This is a genomic window from Chimaeribacter californicus (assembly GCF_002858675.1).
GTDB classification, from domain to species: Bacteria; Pseudomonadota; Gammaproteobacteria; order Enterobacterales; family Enterobacteriaceae; genus Chimaeribacter; species Chimaeribacter californicus.
Map to the genome: position 1 here is coordinate 48,414 of NZ_PJZF01000017.1, position 23,357 is coordinate 71,770.

Annotated in this window: 22 protein-coding genes; 12 read left to right on the forward strand and 10 right to left on the reverse strand. The window is 61.0% G+C overall.

Features of this window, described 5'->3' with window-relative positions; translation table 11 throughout:
* Positions 1–6: 6 nt before the first annotated feature.
* The 6 genes from CYR55_RS17160 to CYR55_RS17185 all read left to right on the forward strand — a co-directional run bounded on the left by CYR55_RS17160 (position 7) and on the right by CYR55_RS17185 (position 6,189).
* A complete protein-coding gene (locus CYR55_RS17160) occupies positions 7–681 on the forward strand; it encodes a heavy metal response regulator transcription factor (RefSeq protein WP_101817581.1) in 675 nt (224 codons plus the stop codon).
* A complete protein-coding gene (locus tag CYR55_RS17165; protein WP_101817582.1) occupies positions 678–2,114 on the forward strand; it encodes a heavy metal sensor histidine kinase in 1,437 nt (478 codons plus the stop codon). Before CYR55_RS17160 ends, CYR55_RS17165 begins: the two co-directional genes overlap by 4 nt.
* 2 nt (positions 2,115–2,116) lie before the next feature.
* On the forward strand, positions 2,117–2,839 hold the full coding sequence (locus CYR55_RS17170; RefSeq protein ID WP_101817583.1) for a response regulator: 723 nt from the start codon (positions 2,117–2,119) through the stop codon (positions 2,837–2,839).
* A 24-nt stretch (positions 2,840–2,863) separates the two neighbouring features.
* Positions 2,864–4,135 (forward strand): HAMP domain-containing sensor histidine kinase, encoded by a 1,272-nt coding sequence (locus tag CYR55_RS17175; protein ID WP_101817584.1) that lies wholly within the window; start codon positions 2,864–2,866, stop codon positions 4,133–4,135.
* A 110-nt stretch (positions 4,136–4,245) separates the two neighbouring features.
* Positions 4,246–5,025 carry a MipA/OmpV family protein gene (locus CYR55_RS17180; protein ID WP_101817585.1) on the forward strand — a complete coding sequence of 260 codons (780 nt, stop codon included), beginning with the start codon at positions 4,246–4,248 and terminating at the stop codon, positions 5,023–5,025.
* Between the two features lie 363 nt (positions 5,026–5,388).
* On the forward strand, positions 5,389–6,189 hold the full coding sequence (locus tag CYR55_RS17185) for a glucose 1-dehydrogenase (protein ID WP_101817586.1): 801 nt from the start codon (positions 5,389–5,391) through the stop codon (positions 6,187–6,189).
* A 43-nt stretch (positions 6,190–6,232) separates the two neighbouring features.
* Here CYR55_RS17185 and CYR55_RS17190 read toward each other — a convergent pair whose 3' ends face one another.
* The 5 genes from CYR55_RS17190 to CYR55_RS17210 all read right to left on the reverse strand — a co-directional run bounded on the left by CYR55_RS17190 (position 6,233) and on the right by CYR55_RS17210 (position 12,186).
* A complete protein-coding gene (locus CYR55_RS17190) occupies positions 6,233–6,961 on the reverse strand; it encodes a 2-phosphosulfolactate phosphatase (RefSeq protein WP_101817587.1) in 729 nt (242 codons plus the stop codon).
* Positions 6,958–7,356 carry a YybH family protein gene (locus CYR55_RS17195; protein ID WP_101817588.1) on the reverse strand — a complete coding sequence of 133 codons (399 nt, stop codon included), beginning with the start codon at positions 7,354–7,356 and terminating at the stop codon, positions 6,958–6,960. The genes CYR55_RS17190 and CYR55_RS17195 overlap by 4 nt, the downstream gene beginning before the upstream one ends.
* A 203-nt stretch (positions 7,357–7,559) precedes the next feature.
* On the reverse strand, positions 7,560–9,104 hold the full coding sequence (locus tag CYR55_RS17200) for a methyl-accepting chemotaxis protein (RefSeq protein ID WP_101817589.1): 1,545 nt from the start codon (positions 9,102–9,104) through the stop codon (positions 7,560–7,562).
* Between the two features lie 171 nt (positions 9,105–9,275).
* Positions 9,276–10,427, reverse strand: a complete 1,152-nt coding sequence (locus tag CYR55_RS17205; RefSeq protein ID WP_101817590.1) for a porin — start codon at positions 10,425–10,427, stop codon at positions 9,276–9,278.
* A gap of 253 nt (positions 10,428–10,680) precedes the next feature.
* A complete protein-coding gene (locus CYR55_RS17210; RefSeq protein ID WP_101817591.1) occupies positions 10,681–12,186 on the reverse strand; it encodes an MFS transporter in 1,506 nt (501 codons plus the stop codon).
* A gap of 120 nt (positions 12,187–12,306) precedes the next feature.
* On the opposite strand from CYR55_RS17210, the gene CYR55_RS17215 reads away from it, so the two are divergent.
* The gene (locus tag CYR55_RS17215) at positions 12,307–13,191 is read left to right on the forward strand and encodes a LysR family transcriptional regulator (protein ID WP_101817592.1); all 885 of its coding nucleotides are present in this window, start codon (positions 12,307–12,309) and stop codon (positions 13,189–13,191) included.
* A 35-nt stretch (positions 13,192–13,226) separates the two neighbouring features.
* Here the strand turns inward: CYR55_RS17215 and CYR55_RS17220 are convergent, their stop codons facing one another.
* The 3 genes from CYR55_RS17220 to CYR55_RS17230 form a co-directional block, all read right to left on the reverse strand.
* The gene (locus CYR55_RS17220) at positions 13,227–13,973 is read right to left on the reverse strand and encodes a glucose 1-dehydrogenase (RefSeq protein ID WP_101817593.1); all 747 of its coding nucleotides are present in this window, start codon (positions 13,971–13,973) and stop codon (positions 13,227–13,229) included.
* A gap of 211 nt (positions 13,974–14,184) precedes the next feature.
* Positions 14,185–15,117 carry a LysR family transcriptional regulator gene (locus tag CYR55_RS17225; protein WP_101817594.1) on the reverse strand — a complete coding sequence of 311 codons (933 nt, stop codon included), beginning with the start codon at positions 15,115–15,117 and terminating at the stop codon, positions 14,185–14,187.
* 22 nt (positions 15,118–15,139) lie between these two features.
* A complete protein-coding gene (locus CYR55_RS17230) occupies positions 15,140–15,775 on the reverse strand; it encodes a TetR/AcrR family transcriptional regulator (protein ID WP_101817595.1) in 636 nt (211 codons plus the stop codon).
* 262 nt (positions 15,776–16,037) lie between these two features.
* Here CYR55_RS17230 and CYR55_RS17235 point away from each other — a divergent pair, with 262 nt between their 5' ends.
* The 4 genes from CYR55_RS17235 to CYR55_RS17250 all read left to right on the forward strand — a co-directional run bounded on the left by CYR55_RS17235 (position 16,038) and on the right by CYR55_RS17250 (position 20,538).
* On the forward strand, positions 16,038–17,189 hold the full coding sequence (locus tag CYR55_RS17235) for a Gfo/Idh/MocA family protein (RefSeq protein WP_101817596.1): 1,152 nt from the start codon (positions 16,038–16,040) through the stop codon (positions 17,187–17,189).
* A 7-nt stretch (positions 17,190–17,196) separates the two neighbouring features.
* Positions 17,197–18,033, forward strand: a complete 837-nt coding sequence (locus CYR55_RS17240; protein WP_241522172.1) for a sugar phosphate isomerase/epimerase family protein — start codon at positions 17,197–17,199, stop codon at positions 18,031–18,033.
* Between the two features lie 68 nt (positions 18,034–18,101).
* A complete protein-coding gene (locus CYR55_RS17245) occupies positions 18,102–19,343 on the forward strand; it encodes an MFS transporter (RefSeq protein WP_101817597.1) in 1,242 nt (413 codons plus the stop codon).
* A 25-nt stretch (positions 19,344–19,368) separates the two neighbouring features.
* Positions 19,369–20,538: a dihydrodipicolinate synthase family protein gene (locus CYR55_RS17250; protein ID WP_101817598.1), complete on the forward strand. Its 1,170-nt coding sequence runs from the start codon at positions 19,369–19,371 to the stop codon at positions 20,536–20,538.
* 68 nt (positions 20,539–20,606) lie between these two features.
* On the opposite strand, the gene CYR55_RS17255 is transcribed toward CYR55_RS17250, so the two are convergent.
* A complete protein-coding gene (locus CYR55_RS17255; protein ID WP_101817599.1) occupies positions 20,607–21,074 on the reverse strand; it encodes a GNAT family N-acetyltransferase in 468 nt (155 codons plus the stop codon).
* A 78-nt stretch (positions 21,075–21,152) separates the two neighbouring features.
* Positions 21,153–22,055, reverse strand: coding sequence for a DMT family transporter (locus tag CYR55_RS17260; RefSeq protein ID WP_206604043.1), 903 nt, complete (start codon positions 22,053–22,055; stop codon positions 21,153–21,155).
* Between the two features lie 181 nt (positions 22,056–22,236).
* On the opposite strand from CYR55_RS17260, the gene CYR55_RS17265 reads away from it, so the two are divergent.
* The gene (locus tag CYR55_RS17265; protein ID WP_206604044.1) at positions 22,237–23,184 is read left to right on the forward strand and encodes a LysR family transcriptional regulator; all 948 of its coding nucleotides are present in this window, start codon (positions 22,237–22,239) and stop codon (positions 23,182–23,184) included.
* The last annotated feature ends 173 nt before the right edge of the window (positions 23,185–23,357 follow it).

A 23,357-nucleotide genomic window follows, 5' to 3' on the forward strand; every position in this document is an offset into this window, starting at 1 on the left:
AAGCTGATGAAAATACTGGTGATTGAGGATGAACCCAAAGCCCGGGAATACATGCGCAGTGGGTTAACCGAGTCAGGTTATGTGGTAGATGTCGCGGCCAACGGCCGCGACGGGTTGCATTACGCCCGCGAGTTTCACTACGACCTGATCCTGCTGGATGTGATGATGCCGGAACTCAGCGGCTGGGAGGTGATGCAGGCGCTGGACAAGGAAACCCAGACACCGGTGATTTTTCTGACGGCGAAAAGCACGGTGGAGGATCGTATCAAAGGGCTGGAGCTGGGCGCGGATGACTATCTGGTCAAACCCTTTTCATTTGCCGAGCTCCTGGCGCGGGTCCGCACCCTGTTGCGGCGCGGCGGCCACGCCAAGCGCGAGGAGCACCTCCAGCTTGGCGACCTGCATATGGATATCGTGAAACGTCAGGTGACGCGTGCGGGAAGCCGGATAAACCTGACCAACAAGGAGTTTAACCTGTTGCAGCTCTTTATGATGAACCCCGGCCAGGTGCTGACGCGTACGGTGATCGCGTCACGCGTCTGGGATATGAATTTTGACAGCGATACCAACGTGGTGGATGTTGCCGTGCGCCGGCTCAGGCAAAAAATTGATGAACCCTTCGGTGTACCGCTGATTCACACCGTGCACGGCGTCGGTTACCGCGGCGAGCATGACGCATGAGGCCGCTCTCCCTGACCGCCCGCCTCTCCCTGCTCCTCTCGTTGACGGTGTGTCTCGTCATGGCCCTGGCCGGAGTCATCCTTTACCACTCGCTGGCGGCGCAGATCAGCCGGCGCGATGACGGCGCACTGCTCACCCGCCTGGATCAGATCCGTACTTTGCTGATGAATGAAGAGGCCGTGACGCTGGTGCATGAGAAGCCGCGCCTGTTTGCCAATATGCTGGCCAATACGGAGTCGCTGCTGGTGCTGCGCTTCCCCGGGCAGCCACAGCTGGTGGTGATTAACCCCGGCCGCCAGCCTGTGCCGTCCGTCGCGCCGGTGCCGGTGGGCAGGGCATTATCCCTGGCGGATGTGCGCCACCAGTCCACCCCGGACGGCACGCCCTTTATTGCCGCCGCCGCAATGGCGAAAACCCTGGACGGCCCGGGCGAGCTGGAGATCATTACCGGCCGCCTGATGACCGAGCGCACCCGGACGCTGGCAGGCTACCGTGACCAGATAATCGGCGTGATCATCCTGGCAACGCTGGTGGCCGCGCTGGCGGCGCAATGGCTGATCCGCCGCGGTCTGGCCGCGTTGCACCGCCTTGCCACCGAAACCGATGCGATTGATGCCCGCAGGCTGGCCCACCGCATCCGGCTGCATAACGCCCCGCCCGAATTGCAGCCACTGGTGGCAGCCTTCAACAACATGTTGCAGCGGCTCGAGACCGGGTTTCAGCAGCTGAGCCAGGTCTCTGCGGACATGGCACATGACTTGCGCACGCCGATCAGTAACCTGCTTGGCCAGACAGAAGTCGCCATGGCACAGCCGCGCAGCAATGCCGACTACCTGCTGCTGCTCGGCTCCAATTATGAGGAGTTAGTGCGTATCTCCCGGATGATCGACAACATGCTGTTTCTGGCAAAGTCTGACGATCCCCGGCAGGCGATTCAGTGCCGGGCGCTGTCATTGGCCACCGAGTGCGCCCGGCTGGCCGACTATTTTGAGGGGCCGGCGGCGGAGCGCCACATCCGGGTGACATGCCCTGCACGGGGCGAGGTCTGGGCCGATGCCGGGCTGTTCAGCCGCGCGGTAGCCAATCTTCTGGCGAATGCCCTGCGTTATGCAGAGCCCGGCAGTACGGTGCGTATTCTCGGCGAACACGCCCCGCAGGGTACCTGCGTGATCGTAGAAAACCGCGGGGAGCCGATTCCTGCGGCCGATCTGCCCAGGCTGTTTGACCGCTTCTGGCGGGCGGACAGTTCGCGCCAGGCGTCATCGGCGGGCAGCGGCCTTGGCCTGTCGATTGTCAGCAGCATTATGCGGTTGCACCAGGGGCGCTGTGTTGCCGGGAGTCACGCAGGCGTGACACGCTTTTCACTCTTTTTCCCGGCCCAGGGTGCAGTGCCCGGTGACGGACTCCCCCCCTTTACTCACACAGGCAGGTGATCATGCTGATAACCCCCTCCTCCCTTTTCCGGGTCTTGCTCATTGAGGATGATACCCGGCTGGCGCAGATGGTTATACCTTATCTGGCGCAGTACGGCTTTGACATACACCACGCCCCCAATGCGGCCCTCGCCCGGGACGCCCTCGGCCAGAAGACGTTTGATCTTGTCCTGCTGGATCTGATGCTGACCGATGCCGACGGGCTGGAAGTCTGCCGCTATATCCGTACTGCCTGCCACAATGAACCGGCGATTATCATGGTCACCGGCCGCGGCGATCCCACAGACCGGATCATCGGGCTGGAGCTGGGCGCTGACGACTATCTGCCCAAGCCGTTTGAGCCGCGTGAGCTGCTGGCCCGGATGCGGGCCGTGTTGCGCCGCACTGCCAGCCCCGCCCAGGGAAGTGACACGCCGCTGATCCGTTCCGGCCGGTTAGAGATTGATGCCGCCGCCCGTACCGTGACCGTTGACAGCCAGCCGCGAACCCTGACCTCCCTGCAATTTGACCTGCTGCTGACGCTGGCGCGCCATGCCGGTCGGGTACTGAACCGGGAGCAGTTGTGGCAGGCCATCCGCGGTGAAAATTATGAGAGCTTTGACCGGGCGATTGATGTCCATATCGGGCGTATCCGTCAGGCCATTGAGGAGGATCCGCGCACGCCTAAACACATCATCACCCTGCGCGGGGTGGGCTATCTGTTTTCACGCCTCCCCACCTTATAACGACCTGGCAGGTGCGCTGTCGCCATGAAAAAAATCACCGATCTTCCCATGTATATGCAGATCTACCTCGCGGTCATCGGCGCGGTGCTGGCGGTGGTGCTGTGCACCATTGTCATCTGGCTGGGAATAGATAATAACAACCGCCATCTGCGGGCTTTCGCCACCTTTACGGCCATGGTAGAGGACACGCTTCCGCCTGCCTCTGCCGGCCGGGAACGCCAGTCTCAGGCCATTGATACCTGGATAGCGCGGACCCATACGCGTTTTGCGCTGTTTACGGCAAACGGGGCGCTGATCAGCCGCGCCCTGTCGCCCGCCATCCCTTTTCCGGCGCAGATTACACCGGGCGGGTATTTCGATGACTGGCGCGGCACCCGGTTTGTCTGGCAGATGAAAGACCGGCGTATTCTGGTGGTGCAGTTCAGCACCAACCGTGCCGCCCGCCCCTGGCTGTTCATCTTTATGCTGCTGGCGCTGGCTTTTGCGGTGGCGTGCGCCGCACTGCCCGTGATCCGCCGGTTGACCGCGCGCCTGGAGCTGCTTCAGCAGAGCGTGGAGTCACTGGGCAAAGGCCGCCTCTCCTCGCGCGTGGAAGTCTCCGGCCAGGATGAGGTCGGGCAGCTGGCCGCAAGTTTTAACCGTGCCGCCGGGCAGATTGAGGCGCTGGTGCGTGCGCAGAAAACGATGCTGGCCAATGCCTCCCATGAGTTGCGCTCGCCCCTGGCGCGCATCCAGATGGCCTCGGCGCTGCTCGCGGCAGAAGATTCCCCGTTACGGCAGGAGCTGCTGCGCAGCGTGGCAGAGCTGGACACGCTGGTCGAGGAGATCCTGACCGTGAGCCGCCTGGAAAGGGTGGATGCGGATCAGCATGCGGCGTTCAGCACCACTGACCTGACGGCGCTTGCCGCCGAGGAGTGTGCCCGGGCCGCGGTGCCGTTGACGGCCGATCACCTTATTGCCCGGGCAGATGCGCGGCTGATGCGCCGCCTGATGCGCAATGTGATTGAGAACGCCCTGAAACATGGCGGCAAAGCGGTCACGGTCAGCCTGCTGGCAGACGCGACAGGCCAGGCCGTTTTCCGGGTCAGCGACCGGGGGCCGGGCATTCCTGAGCCTGAGATGCAGCGTATCTTCCAGCCTTTTTACCGCCTCGCGCGCGATACAGACGGCACCGGGCTGGGGCTGGCGCTGGTCGGGGCGATCGCCGCGCACCATGGCGGCAGCGTCTGGGTACATAACCGCGAGACCGGCGGTGCCTGCTTCCATGTCCGTATTCCGCTGAGGCCCCCGGCCTGACAGACATATTTATTCTCGTTTCAGCAACAAAACTTTACCTGACGTAAAAGAGCGCGTTACAGGCAACTGCTTAAATGGGTTACCGGCTTGTTGCCACGAGGATAATATTTATGTCTTTTTTCACAGGGAAAGCCCTGCCCCCTCTGCTGATGATGGCCGTGATCAGTCTGCCGGCGATGGCAGACGAGCAGCCTTACACCCTGAGCGGAATGGTGGGCGGCGGCATCGGCGTTAAACCGGCCTATCTGGGTGCCAGGGATGATAAAACGGACTTTATCCCGGCGGTAAAACTCAACTATGGTCCCTATTTTATCGGCGGTGTGGACACCCTTACCGCGGTCGGCTGGAATTTTATTGATGGCGAGCAATGGAAATTTGCCCTGGGGGTCGGGTCTGATCTCTCCCCGCGTCAGGCCTCTGACGATGAGCACCTGAAAGGGCTGGGCGATATTGATGTCACGCCGCGCGCGTTTCTTTCCGGCATCTATGAGAACACGCTGTTCAAGGGCGGCGTGATTGCCACGCAGGATGTGGGCGGCAACCATCAGGGTCTGCGGGTAATTACCTTTGCCCAATTGAAGTGGGAGCCCACGGAGACCCTCAGCCTGTTTGCCGGGCCAACCCTGAGCTGGGGCAACAGCCAATATCTGCAAACGCAGTTTGGCGTCACCTCTGAGCAGTCTGCCCGCAGCGGCCTGCCGCGTTACCGGGCCGGGAGCGGCCTGGAAGATGTGGGTATTAATACCGGCCTGGATTACCAGTTCGCCCCGTCATGGGTCGCCGGTGTCAGGGCGTCCGCCCTGTATCTGACCAGCGACGCCGCAGACAGCCCCATTACCGAACAATCCAGCCAGATACGCTATGGCCTGTTTGTGGCGTGGCGATTCTAATGGCGTAACACTGCGCTGAATACATTATCACCGGCCCTTACGCTGTGAGGCAGCAGGGCCGTCTGCCTGTCAGGCCGCGATCCTGCGCCTGTCTGACGGCTGGCTTACCCAGGGCGTTGCTGCTGATGTGAAATGATTAGTATATAAATGTATGTTGTAATTAATAGTAGTGAAAGTAAATAAACGGCCCCTGCCGGATGGCCCGCCAGCCCGTTATGCTCATCACCAAGCGCAGTCAACATCGCTTTTTACACACCCTTTATTGGGTTTTTGAGTGGCGAAAAGGAAACCACGCGCCATAGTCATTAACGTCCCCGCGTATCAGGCGATGTTTAGCAGCCCCCGAAACAGAAAGGAACGTACATGATCATATCACTCGAGAAACAGGTGGCCCTGGTCACCGGGGCCAGTTCCGGCCTGGGTTACGCCTGCGCCGAGGCATTGGCGCAGGCCGGGGCAGCGGTGGTGATCAACTACCATAGCCAACAGGAACCCGCGGAGTCGCTGGCTGCCCGCATTCGTGAGCGCGGTGGGCAGGCCATCGCCGTGGGGGGCGACGTCTCCCAGGAGGCTGACGTGGACGCGCTCTTTGCGCAGGCGATTAACGCCTTCGGCAGGCTGGACATTCTGGTGGCCAACTCCGGGCTGCAAAAAGATGCGCCCATCGGTGAGATGACGCTGGCGGACTGGAATAAAGTGATTGAGGTTAACCTGACCGGGCAATTTCTCTGCGCGCGGGCCGCGCTGCGCCAGTTCCGGCAGCAGGAGGCCGACCCCGCCCTGAGCCGCGCCAGCGGGAAAATTATCCATATGAGTTCGGTGCATCAGGTGATCCCCTGGGCGGGGCATGCAAATTATGCCGCCTCTAAAGGAGGCATTGACTTGCTGATGAGAAGCATCGCGCAGGAAATCGGCGAGGAGCGCATCCGGGTTAACGCGGTCGCGCCCGGCGCGATTAAAACAGCGATTAACGAGGACACGCTGCAAGGGGACGCCGGGCAGAAAGTGCTGGAGTTGATCCCTTACGGCCGCATCGGCGCGCCGGAGGATGTGGCGAACGCGGTGGTCTGGCTGGCGAGCGATCTGTCGGATTATGTGCACGGCACCACCCTGTTTGTGGATGGCGGCATGAGCCTGTACCCGGGCTTCCGGGATAACGGCTGAGGCCAGCGTTGTCTGTGCACAGGCAATACAGGGAAAAGTTGCCTTAACCGGCGGTATAAACATCCCCGTGCAGGCGGCAGGCGTGCACGCCCGCATTTTCTTCCAGGCACAGCGCGACGTCCGCCGCAAAGCCCCGTTGCCGCAGCTCAACGGCGGATGCACATTCCTGCAACAGGGCCAGCCCCTGTTTCCGGTAATGCTGGTAGGCCGCAGCGGCCGCCTGCGCTTCGGGGGAGGTATTTTCGCGCCCTAACGCCGTGATAATGCCGCCGGCGGCCACGTAGTCCTCCACCGAGGGGCGGAGGCTGCCGTCCGGCCAGCGCTCCCCGCACGGAATCAGCAGGATGCGTTGATAGTTGCCGCAGGCTTCGGCCGTTGCAGAGAGGTTCCTGAAACAACCGCTGAACACCGCGATCCCCTTGTCCCTCGCCCTAAATGAAATGGCCGACCCATTCGGAGAGGGGAGGATCAGGCTCTCCCCGGCGCGTATCGCCCGGATTGACGCCGGTGACAGGCTATACCCTTCGCCACTGAATCGCCGGTCAACGCTGGCGGTGTTCACCCCGATCTTCAGCCCATACGCCTGCGCAGACGCATCTTTCCACGGATAGGGGTAGATCCGGGCGCCGTTATCAACCGCCAGGCTGACGCAGGTTGAGAATGACATCACATCCACGACTACCGCGCAGTCCGCCTCACCGGCGAGAAACTCCACCGCCGGTAAGCCCCACTCCAGACGCACCTCAAACCCCTTCTGACTGAACCATGTCATGACGCAGCGTCCAGCAGGGACGTCCCGTAGGAGTTATCGACTGTGCATAGCCAGCGGCCGTCACGCGCCTGCCGGAAGACGTAGGTCGCGCGCCGGGTGGTTTCCACCGTGCCGCCCTGCCCGTCCGGAAAGCGCAGCAGGGTTTCCATAATCACCAGGGCATTGTCCGCGCCCTCAATGACCTGCATCTCGCCCTGTTCCACCACCAGCTGCCCCTGAAAGTAGTCTGAGATAGCGATAAACGCGTTCCGGATGTTCTCTTTCCCCCGCACGACCATGCCCGGCTTCACCACCAGCGCGGCGTCTTCTGCGTAGTGCGCCATCAGCGCATCAAACGCTTTCGCAGAGATCGCCTGGTCACAGGCTTCGATGATCTGCCGTATCGGATGTGTCATGAACGTCTCCCTTTTGTCGTCACCTGTTTTAATTACCACAGCAATGACTACCATATTCAGCGCGTGAATGCCTGCATGCGGCGCGTTTTAGCGGGATAAAAAGTGTGAAAGGAAGACGGGCGGGATGAGAAGAAAAAAGCGGCGGTGTGCGCCGCCGCTTTTGTTTTGTCTGAGGAAGATCGTTTTATATGAAGAAGAGCGTGTTATACGCGGAAGGTCTCGACCATGCCGCGCAGGGCGTGTACCTGCTCCGCCAGGGACTGGGACGCGGTGGTAGATTCCTCCACCAGCGTGGCGTTGCTCTGCGTGACGCCGTCCATCTGGCTGACCGCCACGTTGACCTGGGAGATGCCCTGCATCTGCTCGTTCGAGGCCAGCGCGATCTCATCCATCGAATCCGCCAGCTCGTTCACGCGCCCTACCACGTTCATGATGCTGGTGGCGGTGCCGTCCGCTACCGTCACCCCTTCCTGCACCAGCACGGTGGCGTCCTCAATCAGCCCTTTGATGTCGCGGGCTGCCGTGGCGCTGCGCTGTGCCAGCGTGCGCACTTCGCCTGCCACTACCGCAAAGCCCCGGCCCTGTTCACCGGCACGCGCCGCTTCGACCGCGGCGTTCAGCGCCAGGATGTTGGTCTGGAACGCGATGCCTTCGATGGTGCTGGTGATGTCCTGCACCCTGGCGGCACTGAGGGAGATATCCGCCATGGTTTGGGTCATCTTGCGCACACTCTCTTCGCCGTGGCTTGCCAGGCTTGCCGTCTCGCGCGCGGCACCAGCGGTGTGGGTCGCCCCGGCGGTATTGCTTTTCACCGTCGCGGTGAGTTGCTCCATGCTGGCGGCGGTCTCCTGCAACGCGGCAGCCTGCTGCTCGGTACGGGCAGACAGCTCAGTGTTTCCGCGGGCGATCTCATCAGAGGCCAGCGCCACTGAGGCGGAGGTCTCTTTGATCTGCGACACAATCTCCCCCAGCCGGGCCTGCATCAGCGCCAGCGAGGCCAGCATACTGCTGCTGTCGCCGGGGCGCAGGGAGACAGACGACGTCAGGTCGCCGCCGGCAATTGCGGCCGCCAGGGCCTGCGCCTGGGACGGCTCGCCGCCGAGCTGGCGCGTCAGCACCCGCACGGTCATGTAACCCACCCCTGCGGCCAGCAGCAAAGAGACCGCGGCCATGATGCCCAGGAAAAAGCTGGCCTGGCGGCTGTCATCGCTGCTCTCGACCACTGCGTTTTGGGCGTTTTTCAGCTGCGCCTCGGTCATGGCGTTAAGCGCATTTTGCAGCACGCGCTGTGCCGGGCGGGAGACATTCATCAGGTAGGTCGTGGTCTCCTGCTGAAGGTTTTGCAGCCCAAGCTGCCCCGCTTTCTCAAAGCCCGTCATGGCGGGTGCCTCGGCTTCTACAATTTTGCGGAAGGCGTCCTGGTCAGCCGGCATCGGATCAGACTCGATCATCCGCCCCATCTCTTCCCGGTTTTTGATGAACAGTTTTTTCTGGGTTTGCACGCGTTCCCATTCCGGTGCCATCTCTTGCGGGTCCGTCAGCAATGCCAGGTTACGCACCGCAATCGAGATATCCCGTACGCTGTCGCGCATATCCAGCGCCAGTTTGTACTTTTTCATTTTGACGTTAACCACGTCGTTCATGCCGTCCTGGGCGTTGTTCAGGGCGTTGACTGCCACCCCGGCGCAGAGCACCAGCAGCAGGGCCAGCAGGCCGTATCCTGCCGCGAGGCGTGTCGAAATTTTCATGGTGGTTTACCGGTGTGATGAATGAACGAGGTTAATATCGGCCCGCCCGGGAAAAGCTATAGACGATTTTGCTGATCGGGTCAGTAAATAGCGGCGCGGGAGAGGGGCATAAAAAAAGCGCGCAGGGCGCGCGCTTTCGGCATTCCCCGGCGGGCACCGGGGAAAAGGGCATCAGAAGTCGTAGCGCAGGCGCACCACGTTCATGTCGCCGAGGTTGTCGGTGCTGGAGGTGAAGACGTGCTCGTAGTCCACGCGGAAACCGTAGTCGAGCTGGAAGGTGACACCCACACCGTTGTCGATGCGCTGGTAATCACGGCCGCTCACGTACTCCAGGCGGTCACCCATCACGTACGGCATCAGGGTCTTCAGCCCATACTGCGCCACCGGAATGGTGTAACCCGCCAGGTATTCGATACCCCAGGCATCCCCGGCGAAGTAGTTGTCCACATCCACCTGTTTGGTGGTCAGGAAGTTCTGGTAGTAACCGCCGCCGAAGGTGAATGTCCAGTTGTCCGGCTTCCAGCTCAGCGAGGTGCCGTAGATGTTCTGGTCATAGTTTTTCGCGTCGCCGGTGCCGTGGTCACGCATCTCGGCACGGGTGTAGTTCCAGGCCGCGCCCCAGGTCAGGTCTTTGGTCAGGTGGTAATCCACACCCAGTGAACCGCCGCCCTTGCGCTTGTAACGCAGGCCGTTACCCGGCAGGTATTCGTCATCCGCGAACAGGTAAGAGGCATAAACATCGGCGTCGCCGAAGGTGTTTTTGTACTTCAGCATCTGGCGGGAACGGTAGGAGCCGTCGTAGTCACCGTTGATGCCGTTGCCCGGAGCCTGGGCCAGCATGTCGTAATCCCAGATATCGGTCTTGGAGCCGACAACATCGTAGTAAACGCTGTTTTGCTGGCCAAAGGTGAGTTTACCCCAGGTTTTGCTCTGGAAACCGGTGTAAAGCATACGGCGGCTGGTGTCGTGCGCGCCGTCCGCGTAGTGGTTGTCCCAGTTGAACAGCGCCGGAATGTTCACGCCCAGCTCGTAATAGCCGACCCAGCTGACGTCATCAAACAGGTAGTAATCGGCCAGGAAACGGAAACGGGTGCCGCCGTCAAAGCCATTGCGCTTGTAGGAGCCGTTGTCGCCGCCGCCGGTCATATTGTTGAACTGTGGGCGGATACTGCCGCCCACGGTGAAGTTCAGGCGGCTTAACGGGTCACCCGCCTGCGGATCTTGTTTAATCAAGGTGACTTCAGCGTGCGTCACAAAAGAAGTACTGCCCATTAACAGCCCCAGGCCAACGGCCAGGGATAATTTGCGCTTAGTTGTTAACATTATGATGTAGCCCTGTTTAAAATTGCCATGTGTTTTGCGGGCAGATAATAACGTGAGAATTGTGACAGTAAATCGATCTAAAGGGGGTAAGTGCTGCGTTTTCTTAATATAAAAGTTAACTAAATATGTATTTGGAATTACTTTCACACAAAGATGGTTGTTTATTGATACATTTGGCTTAAGTTGTGCGCACTCCGTGACTATTTTTCACTAACGCAAATTTTTTTGTCGCCCGGCGGCCGGGCGCCGCCTGTTACATTTTGGGCTGCTCTTTTTGCTGGATCAGTGTCTTCCACACGCCCCATGCAGAGAGCAACGTAATCATCGACAGGCCATAAAACAGCAGGCTATAGGCGTGGTTATACGTGGCCATTAATACCTGCCGGGACACAGCAGGCAGGAGCCGGGCAGCCTGCTCAACATTGCCGCCGCCCAGCCAGGTGGCCGCATGTTTGATGGCCCCCGGCGGATAGCCGGTGACTGCCCCCATCAGCCCCCGCTGATTAACCATCGCCAGAAAGGCCATGACGACGGCCAGAGCAATCCCCTCCCCCGCGACCCGCACCGTATTAAATAACCCCGCGGCCATACCGGCTTTCTCAACAGGAACAGCAGAGACGGCCAGCCCATCCATCAGCCCCCAGGGCAGCGCCGCGCCTGCACCGGTGATAAACATCGCCAGAATAAGCATGGCGCTGTTATCGCTTTGCATGACCTGGCTCAGCAACAGCAGCCCCACCGTGGATACCCCCAACCCGATGACGGAAATGACGCCGGGCGTGTGCCACCGGGTCAGAAACGCAGCAAATGAAGGCAAGACCAGCATTGGCCCCGTCAGCGCCAGCAGGAAAAGCGCACTTTTTGTTTCACTGAAGGCCTCACCGCCCATGAAACGCAGGGGAAGAATAATCAACAGCACCACGTAGCAGTAGCAGGTCGCCACCGGCAGCAGCAGCACACCGGCAAAACGTGGATGGCGTAAAAGGGAAAGCTCAAAAACAGGATGCTCTGCGCGTTGGCAGCGTATAACAAACCCTGCGGTAAATAGCATAAACGCGGTAAACACGCCGATCACAACGGGGGAGAAAAGCCCCCGATCCGGGATAAGCATGATCCCAAGGGTAAACAGGATCAGGCCCGCACTAAACAGGACAATACCGGCGACGTCGGTTTTTTGCCGGGGCTGTTTTGCCGAATCCGGCAAAAAAAGCGCGCCGGTCAGCAACGCAACACCTGACAGCAGCGCCAGCAACAGGTACACCCCGCGCCAGCCAAACTGGCCGGTGATGGTGCCGGTGACCAGCGGCCCGAAGGCCAGCCCCGTGCCGAACAGGGTGCCGAGCACACTGAATGCCTGGGCCCGGGCGCGCCCGTCATACAGCCGGGCCAGTGCCGCACTGCCGCCGGCTAACGTCATGGCGGCCGCCATACCCTGCACCGCCCTGAGCACACCGGCCATGGGGGTGCTGCCCGCCGGATAAATCAGCAGGCAGCTCAGGGTAAACAAGGCCAGCCCGCCGATCAGCACCCGCTTTCTGCCGGTGAGATCGGCCGCCACACCGGCCGCCAGCAGGAAACTGCCGAACGTCAGCATAAACCCATTGGTCAGCCATGCGAGGGAGGCGGGGCTTCCTCCCAGTTCATGGGCGATGGCGGGGGTCGTGACTACCCCACCGGTAAAGCTCAGGGGTAACAGCATTGCCGCTAAAAATACCGGGGCGGCGGCAATGTGCGGGGAAGAAAAGCGGGATCCTATCATGGGGTACCTTTAGCCTGATGGGCGTGAAAAAGGGAGCAGGTAGCGGCCATGCTATTGCAGAGGTAAGGCGGGATAAATAGACTGGGGATCCCTTCTTTAAAGACAAAAAGTTTATAATCCATGGACAGCTTCACTTCCCTGACTTCCTTTGTCCGCACCGCAGAAACGCTCAGCTTTGTTCAGGCCGCGCGGACATTAGGCATTTCAGCCTCTGCGGTTGGGAAAAATGTGGCGAGGCTTGAGAAAAAACTCGGCGTGCGGCTCTTTAACCGCTGCACCCGCAGCGTCAGCCTGACGGCGGAAGGCGCCACGCTACTGGCACGCTGCCAGTCTATCCTTGAACAGTTGCGTGAGGCTGAGGCGGAACTCACCACCGCCGTGAGCCACCCCACCGGCACCCTCAGGGTCTCATTTCCGGTGATCGGCTATCGCTTAATGCTGCCGCTGCTGCCGGCGTTTACGCAGCGTTACCCGGGGATTGACCTTGATCTGGATTTCAGCGACCGGCTGGTCAATGTGATTGATGAAGGGTTCGATGTGGCCATCCGCAGCGGGGAGATCGGTGATTCACGGCTTACTGCAAAAACGCTGGGGCATTTCCGTTTTGTGCTCTGTGCCAGCCCCGCCTACCTTCAGGCGTATGGGGAGCCCCGCACCCCTCATGATTTACCCTCACACAAATGTATTCTGTTCCGCTTTCCCTCCACCGGCCTGATCCAGGCATGGGATCTGAACGCGTACCGCGTCACCGGCGAGTTCCGTGCCCTCTCCCTGCTGACGCTGAACAATATTGAAGCCATGGTGGGTGCCGCCCTGTCCGGGCTGGGCATCTGTTATGTGCCGGATTTCGTTGTCAGGGAGGCCTTGAAGCAAGGGCAACTGATCCAGATTCTGCCGGACTATTGCGACCGCCGGAGCCACTTTTCGGCATTGTGGCCGGCCAGCCGGTATCTTTCCCCCCGCATTCGCTGCTTCATCGATTTTCTGTCTGAACACTGGCAATAACCCCCATACCGCGCGGCATGGGGGGTGCGATATCGTCAGCGCAGGCCGCCGGAGGCCACCAGCCGTTCGCCGGTCAGCCAGCGGGCGTCATCCGAGGCCAGGAACGCGGCGATATCCGCGATATCTTCTGGTTTCCCGCCGCGGCCCAATGGGGTCAGGGTGACCAGGCTTTTCTCCATCTCTGAGCCGGTGATGCCCGCGCTGTGGGTGCCCTCGGTTTCCGTATAGCCGGGGTTGATGGCGTTGACGCGGATGCCGCGCGGCCCCAGCTCACGGGCGAGCACACCGGTGATGGCGTCCACCGCGCCCTTGGTGCCGCTGTAGATGGCGGTCATCGGCGGCGTCAGCGTAGTGACGCCCGATCCGATGTTGATGATGCTGGCCCCTTCGCCGAGGAGCGGGACGGCCGCCCGCGTCACCAGCAATAGCCCGAGGACGTTGATGTTAAACTGCTGGTGGAAGTCCTCTTCCGTGATCTCTTCAATCGGCGCGAACCCATAGACCCCTGAGTTATTCACCAGAATGTCGAGATGCCCGAACTCGTTAACGGCGGCCTCCACCAACGCGGCGGCCTCAGCGGCCCGGGAGACATCGCCGCCCGCAGAGACCGCCTGCCCGCCCGCGGCACGGATCGCCGTCACCACCGCCTCTGCCGCGTCCCGGCTGCTGGCATAGCCCACCACCACGGCCGCCCCCTGTGCCGCCAGCGCTTTCGCGATGGCGGCTCCAATGCCTTTTGATGCGCCGGTCACCAGTGCCACTTTTCCTTCCAGCTTAGCCATAACTACCTCGTCTGTGTGGGTGTACCTGTTTAGGGTGGGATGAACGTCAGAGCTGCGCTCTCCCCGTAGCAAACGCCTGGAGCCGCCTTGATGCGGCGCATCAGCAGAGTGAACAGAGGTCTGAGCCCTAGTGTGAGAGTAATAAACAGCCTTTGGATGGTCAATTTTTAACCACACCCCGGAATGCGACTCTCCACGGCAGGAGGAAGGGCTATCCGCCATAGCCAGGCAAGGCGGCGGGCATCTGCGCCATTACGCCTTGCAGGTGCTCGCTGAGGCACTGGTGCAATTGCCGTATGGCCGGGGAGAACTGCTTTCTGTGCGGGCAGATCAGGTGCAGCGGGAGGATTTCGCCGGGGTGGTGCGGCAACAGCACCTGTAACCGCCCGGCCAGCACGTCATCACTGAGGTCAATCCAGGATTTATACACAATCCCCATGCCGTCCACCGCCCAGCGCCGGGCAATGTCGGCGTCGTCACACAGCATCCGGCTGCTCACCGTGAGCTGGCGCGGCGCGCCCTGCCCCGGGAACAGCCATTTGTCATACACCTGGCCATTCAGGGTATAGAGCAAACAGGCGTGGCGGGGAATGTCATCCAGCTGTTGCGGCTCGCCATGTTGTTGCAGGTAGGCCGGTGAGGCAGCCAGCACCCGCCGGTTATCGGCGGCCAGCGGCAGGGCGACATAGCGGCTGTTGTCCAGTGCGCCGTAGCGGATAGCCACATCCACCGGGTCGCGGAACATATCACTGCGCTGGTCGGAGAGCGACAACCGCAGGGAGAGGCCGGGGTGTGCCTTGAAAAAGGCGGTAATCACCGGCAACAGGATATTGCGGCCGATATCCGAGGGCAGCGCGACTTTGATTTCGCCCTGCAACGCCTCGTCATTGCTTTGCAGGCTCTCTGCACCCGCCTGCACCAGCGCCAGCAACTCCTGGGCATAGGGCAAATAGGTTTCGCCTTCGGCCGTCAGCCGCAGGCTGCGCGTGGAACGGACGAACAGGCGCTTATCCAGATCGCGCTCCAGCCGCTGCACGGCCGCACTGGCCTGCCCCGGCAGCAGGCCAGCTTCACGCGCCGCGCGGGAAAAGCTGCCGAGCGCAGCAGAACGGACAAACAGCGCCACATCCTCAAGACGGATCATGCGTTCTCCCTGTTGAACAGGCTCACGGCCTGATCCAGGCGGCGATGCACTCTTTCATCACCCGCAGCCGTTCATCCAGCGCGGCTTGCCCGCCCAGATCTTTCTGGTAAAGGATCGATAGCGTGGACTGGTTGATCAGGTAGAAAAAGCCGAGAGCGGAAATGTTGATGTTCAGTTGCATGACGTCAATGCCGCCCCGCACCGTGCCTTCCGCCCGGCCACGCGCCAGCAGGTGCCCGGTGATGTTAATCCAGCTCTGGTTAATCTCCACTGTCACCCCGGAGGTTTTAAGGTGCCGCGCTTTCAGCTGGTTCTCACTGTTGAGCAGGCGGATAAACTCCGGGTTTTTTAAATAGTAGTGCCAGGTGAACTCGACCAGTTTCAGGATCGCTTCGTTGGCGGGAAACGCCTCCAGGTCGAGCGCCGCCTCCTGTTCACGGATGTCACGGTAGGCCGCTTCCAGCACCCGGGTAAACAGCACATCTTTGTTGGTGAAATAATAATAAATCAGCTGCTTATTGGCGCGGGCGCGGGCGGCGATGCCGTCTACCCGCGCACCGTCAAACCCCTTTTCGGCAAACTCTGCGCGGGCCGCCTGCAGAATGCGCTGCTGCTTGTCGGCTGCATCATGTTTATCCTTAACACTCCTGATGACCACTCCGGTTCCCTCACTCTTCTTTGCGCGTGTCAGCATTATAGTGCCCTATTTTCCGGGTTAAACAAGCCCGCAGCCATTTTCAACCAACCAGTTGGTTATGTGAAATCGATCAACATCAGGGTGGGGTTCAGCTTCTATAGTGATGTTATCAACCGGTTGGTTGAATGAGTATGGCGCACTGACCACGCCGGTGATCCTGAGTGACGGCGGCGTTATGACGCCTGCATCACATCCCTGACAATCTCTCCCCTGAGGTGAATGAATGGCGCAGATCCCCGTTGGCATCATCATGCATGGCGTAACCGGACGGATGGGCAAAAACCAGCATCTGATCCGGTCGATTGTGCAAATCCGTGAGCAGGGCGGCGTGCTGCTGGCAAATGGCGATCGCCTGATGCCCGACCCGATTCTGATTGGCCGCAACGAAGAGAAAATCGCCGCGCTGGCGCAGGCGCACGGTATTGCCCGCTGGGGTACCAATGTGGATGAGGCGCTGGCCAACCCCCATGACATCATCTTCTTTGACGCCACCACCACCCAGGCGCGCCCTGCCCTGCTGAAAAAAGCGATCGCCCACGGCAAACACGTCTACAGCGAAAAACCGGTCGCCCTGGGGCTGGAAGAAGCGCTCGATCTCTACCACGTCGCCCGCGAAAAAGGCGTCTGCCACGGCGTGGTGCAGGACAAACTCTGGCTACCCGGCCTGCAAAAGCTGCGCCTGCTGAACGAGGCGGGCTTCTTCGGCAAGGTGCTGTCGGTGCGCGGCGAGTTCGGTTACTGGGTGTTTGAGGGCAACCTGCAACCGACCCAGCGCCCTTCCTGGAACTACCGCAGCGACGAGGGCGGCGGCATCATCCTCGATATGATCTGCCACTGGCGCTATGTCATCGACAACCTGTTTGGCGAGATCAAAAGCCTGAGCTGCATTGGTGCCACGCACATTCCAATGCGGTGGGACGAACAGCAAAAGCCCTATCAGGCCACGGCGGATGATGCGGTCTATGCCACCTTTGAACTGCACAACGGCGCGATTGTGCAGATCAACAGCTCATGGTGCGTGCGCGTGCGGCGTGACGATCTGGTGACGTTCCAGGTGGACGGCGTCAACGGGTCGGCGGTGGCCGGGCTGACGGACTGCTATACCCAGGCCGCCGTCAACACCCCGAAACCGGTCTGGAACCCGGACGTACGCCAGACCCACAACTTCTTCAACGACTGGGCTACCGTGCCCGACACCCAGGTCTATGACAACGCCTTCAAAGTGCAGTGGGAACTCTTTTTGCGCCATGTCTGGGGCGAAGGCGATTACCGCTGGGGCCTGCTCGAAGGCGCAAAAGGCCTGCAACTGGTGGATCTGGCGCTGAAAAGCTGGCACGAACGCCGCTGGGTCGATGTGCCCGCGCTGGAAGGATGAGGAGAGCATGATGCAGACCCCCGATTCCGACAAACTCTCCTTAAATACCGCCACGGTGCGCCGCCAGTGGGATCTCCGCCAGATCATTGAAGGCTGCGCACGCCACGACATCCGCGGCATTTCCCCCTGGCGGGATCAGGTCGCCGCGCTGGGGTTACAGGAAGCCGCCCGTCTAATCCGCCTGCATAATTTGACGGTCACCGGTTATTGCCGGGGCGGCATGTTCCCTGCCGCCACCCCGCAGGCGCGCCGGAAGGCACTGGAGGAGAATTTCCGCGCCGTGGATGAGGCGCTGACGCTCGGCGCAGCCTGCCTGGTGCTGGTGGTCGGCGGGCTGCCTGACGGCTCGAAAGATTTGGTGGGCGCCCGCCAACAGGTGCGCGACGGGCTGACCGCGCTGCTGGACTATGCCCGGCCGCGCGGGATGCCGCTGGCGATTGAGCCGCTGCACCCGATGTATGCCGCTGACCGCGCCTGCGTCAACAGCCTGAAACAGGCCAACGATCTCTGTGATGAACTGGGCGATAACGGGCTGGGCATCGCGGTTGATCTCTACCACACCTGGTGGGATGCCGGTTTCCACCACGAAATTGCCCGCGCGGGGCGCAAGCGGCTGCTGGCGTTCCACATCTGTGATTGGCTCAACCCCACGCGGGACATGCTGGAAGACCGCGGCATGATGGGCGACGGGGTGATCGACATCCGCGGTTTGCGGCAGGCGGTGGAGGCGCAGGGCTACAGCGGCTATCACGAGGTGGAAATCTTTTCCCGCCTCACCTGGTGGGAGAAAGATCCCGATGAGGTCTTACGCACCTGCAAAGCGCGTCATTTACAGCACGGTTAACGTCCCTATTCATCTCTGACAGCGCTGAGAAGCGGTTTTCGTCGGTCAACAGGCATGGCGAGGAAAATATGAATACCGATACCCGGAAAATGGTTCTGGTTACCGTCCTGTGCGGGCTGGGCTACATGATGTATTCGGTTGATCGCATGACGGTGTCGTCGGCGATTGGGCTGATTGCCACGGAGTTTGGCCTCGGCAAAGGGGAAAGCGGCATCCTGCTCTCCTCCTTCTTTTTTGGCTTTATTCTTTTCCTGTTTGTTGCCGGCATCATCGCCGACAAACTCAGCGGCAAACCGGTGCTGATCCTCGGGTTGATGATGTTCTCACTGGCGACCATGCTCACGGGGGTCGCAGGCAGCCTGACCAGCCTGATCTTCTACCGGGTGATGACCGGCATCGGCGAAGGGATCTTCTGGCCGGCCGCCTCGCTGGAGGTGGCGAACGTCACCAGCGAGAAACAGCGCACCACGGTGATGTCCCTCTACTGGATGGGTTACCCGATCGGCGGCTTCCTCGGCACCTGGATGGGCGCGGTGCTCGGCCCGGTGTTTGGCTGGCGCGTGGTGTTTTACGTTGCCGGGGCGCTGGGGATGGTGGTGGCGCTGCTGTATGCGGTGCTGGTGAAAAATGACCGTAAACCCACTGACCTGGTCGCCCGGCAGGCGGCGGAGCGCGTGCCGCTGCGCACGCTGTTCCGCCATGCGCCGGTGATGATGATGGCGCTCTATTACTTCGTGCTGCTGGCGGGCTGGTGGATTGTGCTGCTGTGGGCGCCGAGCTACCTGATGCAAGTGAAAAACCTGACCATCGGCACCGCCGGAACGATAGCCAGCCTGCTGGGGCTGACCGGCGCACTGGGCGGTTTCCTGCTTGGCCGTTACTGCGACAAAGGCGACTTCCTGCGCCGCCGCCGCATTCTGATGGCCATCACCGCAGTCAGCGGGCTGTTAATGGCGGCCATGGTATTGACCCCGTCGGTGCCGCTGGTGATTGTGCTGGTGATGCTGCTGGGCTTTCTCGGCTACCCCATCACGCCGATTGTGCTGTCGGTGACGGCGGAACTGGTGCCGCCCTCGCTGCGCGGGTCAGCCATCGGTTTTGTGATGAACATGGGCATGGCGGCAGGCGGCATCTCGCCGATTGTCGCCGGTTATTTCGCCCAGCATTACACCCTGCAACCGGTCTGGCTGGCGGCGGCGTTCGTTATCCTGTGCAGCAGCCTGGTGCTGTTGGGTGTACGCAAGTTACCCGTCACTGCCGCAAACCCTGCCGGGGAACCGGGGCCGCGTGCGCATCTGGCAAAGCATTAACCCTGATATTTTCAAGGAGACTGTGATGACCCTCAGCAATCATGTGCACTTACTGGACCGCCACGGCCAGCCTTACGGCTATGAAATCAAAGGCGGGCTGCGCTGGCAGGTACCGCACACGCCACGCTTCAACCGTGATGCGTTTGCCGCCGCCCATGTGGTCGCCGATCCCACGCGGATGCAGCACCCCACGCGCGATATGGCCATCGACTGGGATGCCACGCTGGCCTACCGCCGCCACCTGATGTCACTCGGCTTTGGCGTAGCGGAAGCGATGGACACCGCCCAGCGCGGCATGGGGCTGGACTGGCCCACCAGCCTGATGCTGATCCAACGCAGCGTGGCACTGGCGAAAGATTTTCCGGGGTCGGCCATCGCCTGCGGCGCAGGCACCGATCACCTGACCGATTTCACCGGGCTTACCCTGACGGAGGTGATTAACGCCTATGAGCAGCAGATAGACGCGATTGAAGCCTGCGGCGGGCGCATTATCCTGATGGCCAGCCGGGCGCTGGCCGCGATCGCCAGGGGGCCGGAGGATTATCTCCAGGTCTATGACCAGGTGCTGCGGCAAGTGCGGGAGCCGGTGATATTGCACTGGCTCGGTGACATGTTCGACCCGGCGCTGCGCGGTTACTGGGGCGCGGCACAGCTCAATGACGCGATGGAGATTTGCCTGTCGGTGATTAGGCGTAATGAGGCCCATATCGACGGCATCAAGATTTCATTGCTGGATAAAGACCGCGAGATCGCGATGCGCCGCCGCCTCCCCGGCCGGGTAAAAATGTATACCGGTGACGATTTCAACTACCCCGACCTGATTGCCGGGGACAGCCAGGGCTACTCCCACGCGCTGCTGGGGATCCTGGACGCGATAGCCCCGGCGGCGGCGGCGGCGCTGCACGCGCTGGCGCAGGGCGACCGGGAGACTTACCAGCAGATCCTCGCGCCGACGCTGCCGCTGGCGCGCCACATCTTCGCGGCACCCACGCACTACTACAAAGCCGGCATCGTCTTCCTCGCCTGGCTGAACGGCCACCAGAACCACTTCACAATGCTGGGCGGCATGCAAAGCGCCCGCAGCCTGGCGCACTACAGCGAACTGTTCCGCCTGGCAGACGAGGCCGGGTTGCTGATGAACCCTGACCTGGCCGCTGAAAGAATGGGGTTGCTGGGCAGGCTGCACGGTATTTAGCACATGAAAACCGGCCCTGGACGGGGCCGGTTTTCACAGGCGTTTACAGAGCTTTTTCCAATAACGTTTTACCCGCCATCCCTGAGCCGCTTAACCATAAAGCGACTGAGCGGATCCTCTTTGTAAGGCGGGAAAGGGGGGCAGAACGCATAACCGCACCGCTGATACAGCGCGATGGCCGGTTGTTGATGGATGCCGGTTTCAAGCCGCAGCAGCGTACAGCCGGCGTCTGCCGCGAGCGTTTCCAGGCAGGCGATAATCTTCTCACCCAGTTGTTGCCCACGGTATGCCGGGCGGATATACATGCGCTTTATCTCCGCGGCACCGTCGCCCTGCAAATAGACGGCACCGCATCCGGCCGGATTGCCCTTTGCATCACGCATCAGCACACAACGCAGGTGCTCATCCCCGATGGCTGCCAGATCGATACAGTGGTTGCTCTCCGCCGGGTAAAGCGCCCCCTGAAACGCATCCAGCTCCGCCACCAGCGTGGCCAGCTCTGCTGACGCCGTATCTACTTCCGCAATCTGAAACATCCCTTCCCCGTCTTGTGTTACGCCGTTTCTGGAATGTATCAGATCTGTTACCGCTCCGCCTGGCTTGCGCTGCGCGCCTCAATCACTGACCGGTATCACCGCCACCCTGCGGGGGCGGGTGGCCCACACCGAGGCACCGACAATCAGTATGCCGCCCAGCCAGGCGGCAGGGGTCAATGACTCCTGCAACCAGAACATGGTGAACAGCGCACCAAACAGCGGCTCCGTGCCCATCAGCAATGAGGCACGGGTCGGTGTGAGGCGTTTTACGGCATAATTCTGCGCGAAAAAGGCGAACAGCGTGCAGAACAGCACCAGATAAAGCGTCGCCCCCCAAAACGCCGCGCTCTGCGGCAACGCCGGGATGCCCTGCCGGGTGGCCAGCAGCAGCGCCAGCGAACCGGCGGCGACCATGCCCGTCTGCACCGCAGTCAGCGCCAGTGCCGGCACGTTGCGGTGCTGCATCAGCTTTTTCGTCAGGCATACCATCACCGCCCGCAACAACGCCGCCCCCAGAATCAGCATATCGCCCGCGTTCATCTTGATAACGACGCCCCCGGTCAGCAGCAGCGCCCCGCACAGCGATACGCCTGCGGCGATAAACACGCTGTTTTCCGGCCGCCGGCGAAGCATCAGCCACTCAACGAACGGTGTCAGCACCACGCAGAGGCTGATGAGAAACGCCGCGTTGCTGGCGGTGGTCAGCGCCACGCCAAAGGTTTCACACAGGAATATCGCCAACAGCACCGCCCCCAGCACCAGCCCCGGCACCACCGCCTGCCGCCAGCAGCGCCTTAACGCCGGCAGCAGCAGAACAAAGGTCAGCATAAAGCGGATAAACAAGAAACCGGCGACCGGGTAGAACAGCACCGCCTGTTTGACCATGCCGTAACTGGTGCCCCAGACCACGGCCACCACCAGCAACATGACGCCAGCATACCGGGCAGTGTTCTGCTGCATCGGGGAATAGTCATCCATCATTGCTTTCTCCTGTCTGCACCCGGCCATCCTGGGCAACCCGATGCCCGCGTCATCACCGGCGCGGTGACTTTGCCGTCGGACTGCGATAGTTTGGGGCGTTGAATGTCAGTTTGTCTTAAGGCGAGTATGGGCGATTCCGCCTCGGGGAATAATCAGGGTAAACAAACAAGACTCTTACGCTATGCGAACAAATCAATACATGGGGTTGCTGCCGTATATGGCGGTGTTTGTCAAAGTGGTGGAGACGGGCAGTTTTTCCGCGGCGGCAGAACAGTTGGGCACCACTGCCTCGTCGGTCAGCCGCCAGGTGGCCAGCCTTGAGCAGGCGCTGGCGGTCAAGCTGCTGGTAAGGACTACGCGGCGGCTGAAGCTCTCTGCGGCGGGGAGCGATGCCTATGCCCGCTGCTGTGAGATGGTCGAATCCGCCAGATCCGTGCTGGATCTGGCGGAACGGGTCAACGATGCGCCGCAAGGGATGGTCAGACTCAGCGCCCCGCGCGCCTTCGGTAAGGAGCTGATCGCGCCGCATATTGAGGAATTTTTACACCGTTACCCCGGGGTGGATATCCAGCTGAAACTCACCGACCGCCAAGCTGACCTGATCGGTGATGACCTCGACCTGATGATCCGCATTACTGACACGCCCCCCGCCGGGCTGGCGGCGCGCCCGCTGATCCGCGTCAGCCATATCCTTTGCGCGACCGCCGCTTACCTGGAAAAACGCGGCTGCCCGCACCACCCCCGTGACCTGGCGCAGCACAGTTGCCTCTATCTCGGGGAGGTGCCCGGGGATAACTGCTGGAAGTTCTCCCACCTGCAAACCCAGGAACAGGTCAATGTCACGGTACGCGGGCGTTATGTCACCAACCACAGTAAGGCGCGGCTGGAGGGCGTCCTCAGCCATCTGGGGATCGGCTGTTTGCCGTGGTTTGTCGCGCGGGAAGCGCTTAACGCCCAACAGATCGTCGAGGTGCTGCCCCAGTGGGACTACCAGACCTCGTATTACGGCATGTCGTGGCTCCTCTACCACCCGAACCGTTTTCTGCCGCCGAAATGCCGGGTGCTGATCGATTTCCTGGCGGAGAAAATTGCCGGCAACGATGTGAATCGCCGCGCCGGCCGCCGGTGATCCCACTCTATAGCGTCAATTAACAGATGAACCGTTTCAGGTTACCGCTCATCGGTTGATTGTCTCGCTAATTGGGCTATACAGTGTAATGAACAGGTATTTTATAGCTGGCTTTACCCTGTGTACTCGCCGGTAAACATTATCTGGCCGGTAATCAGAGAATAAAGGAAAAA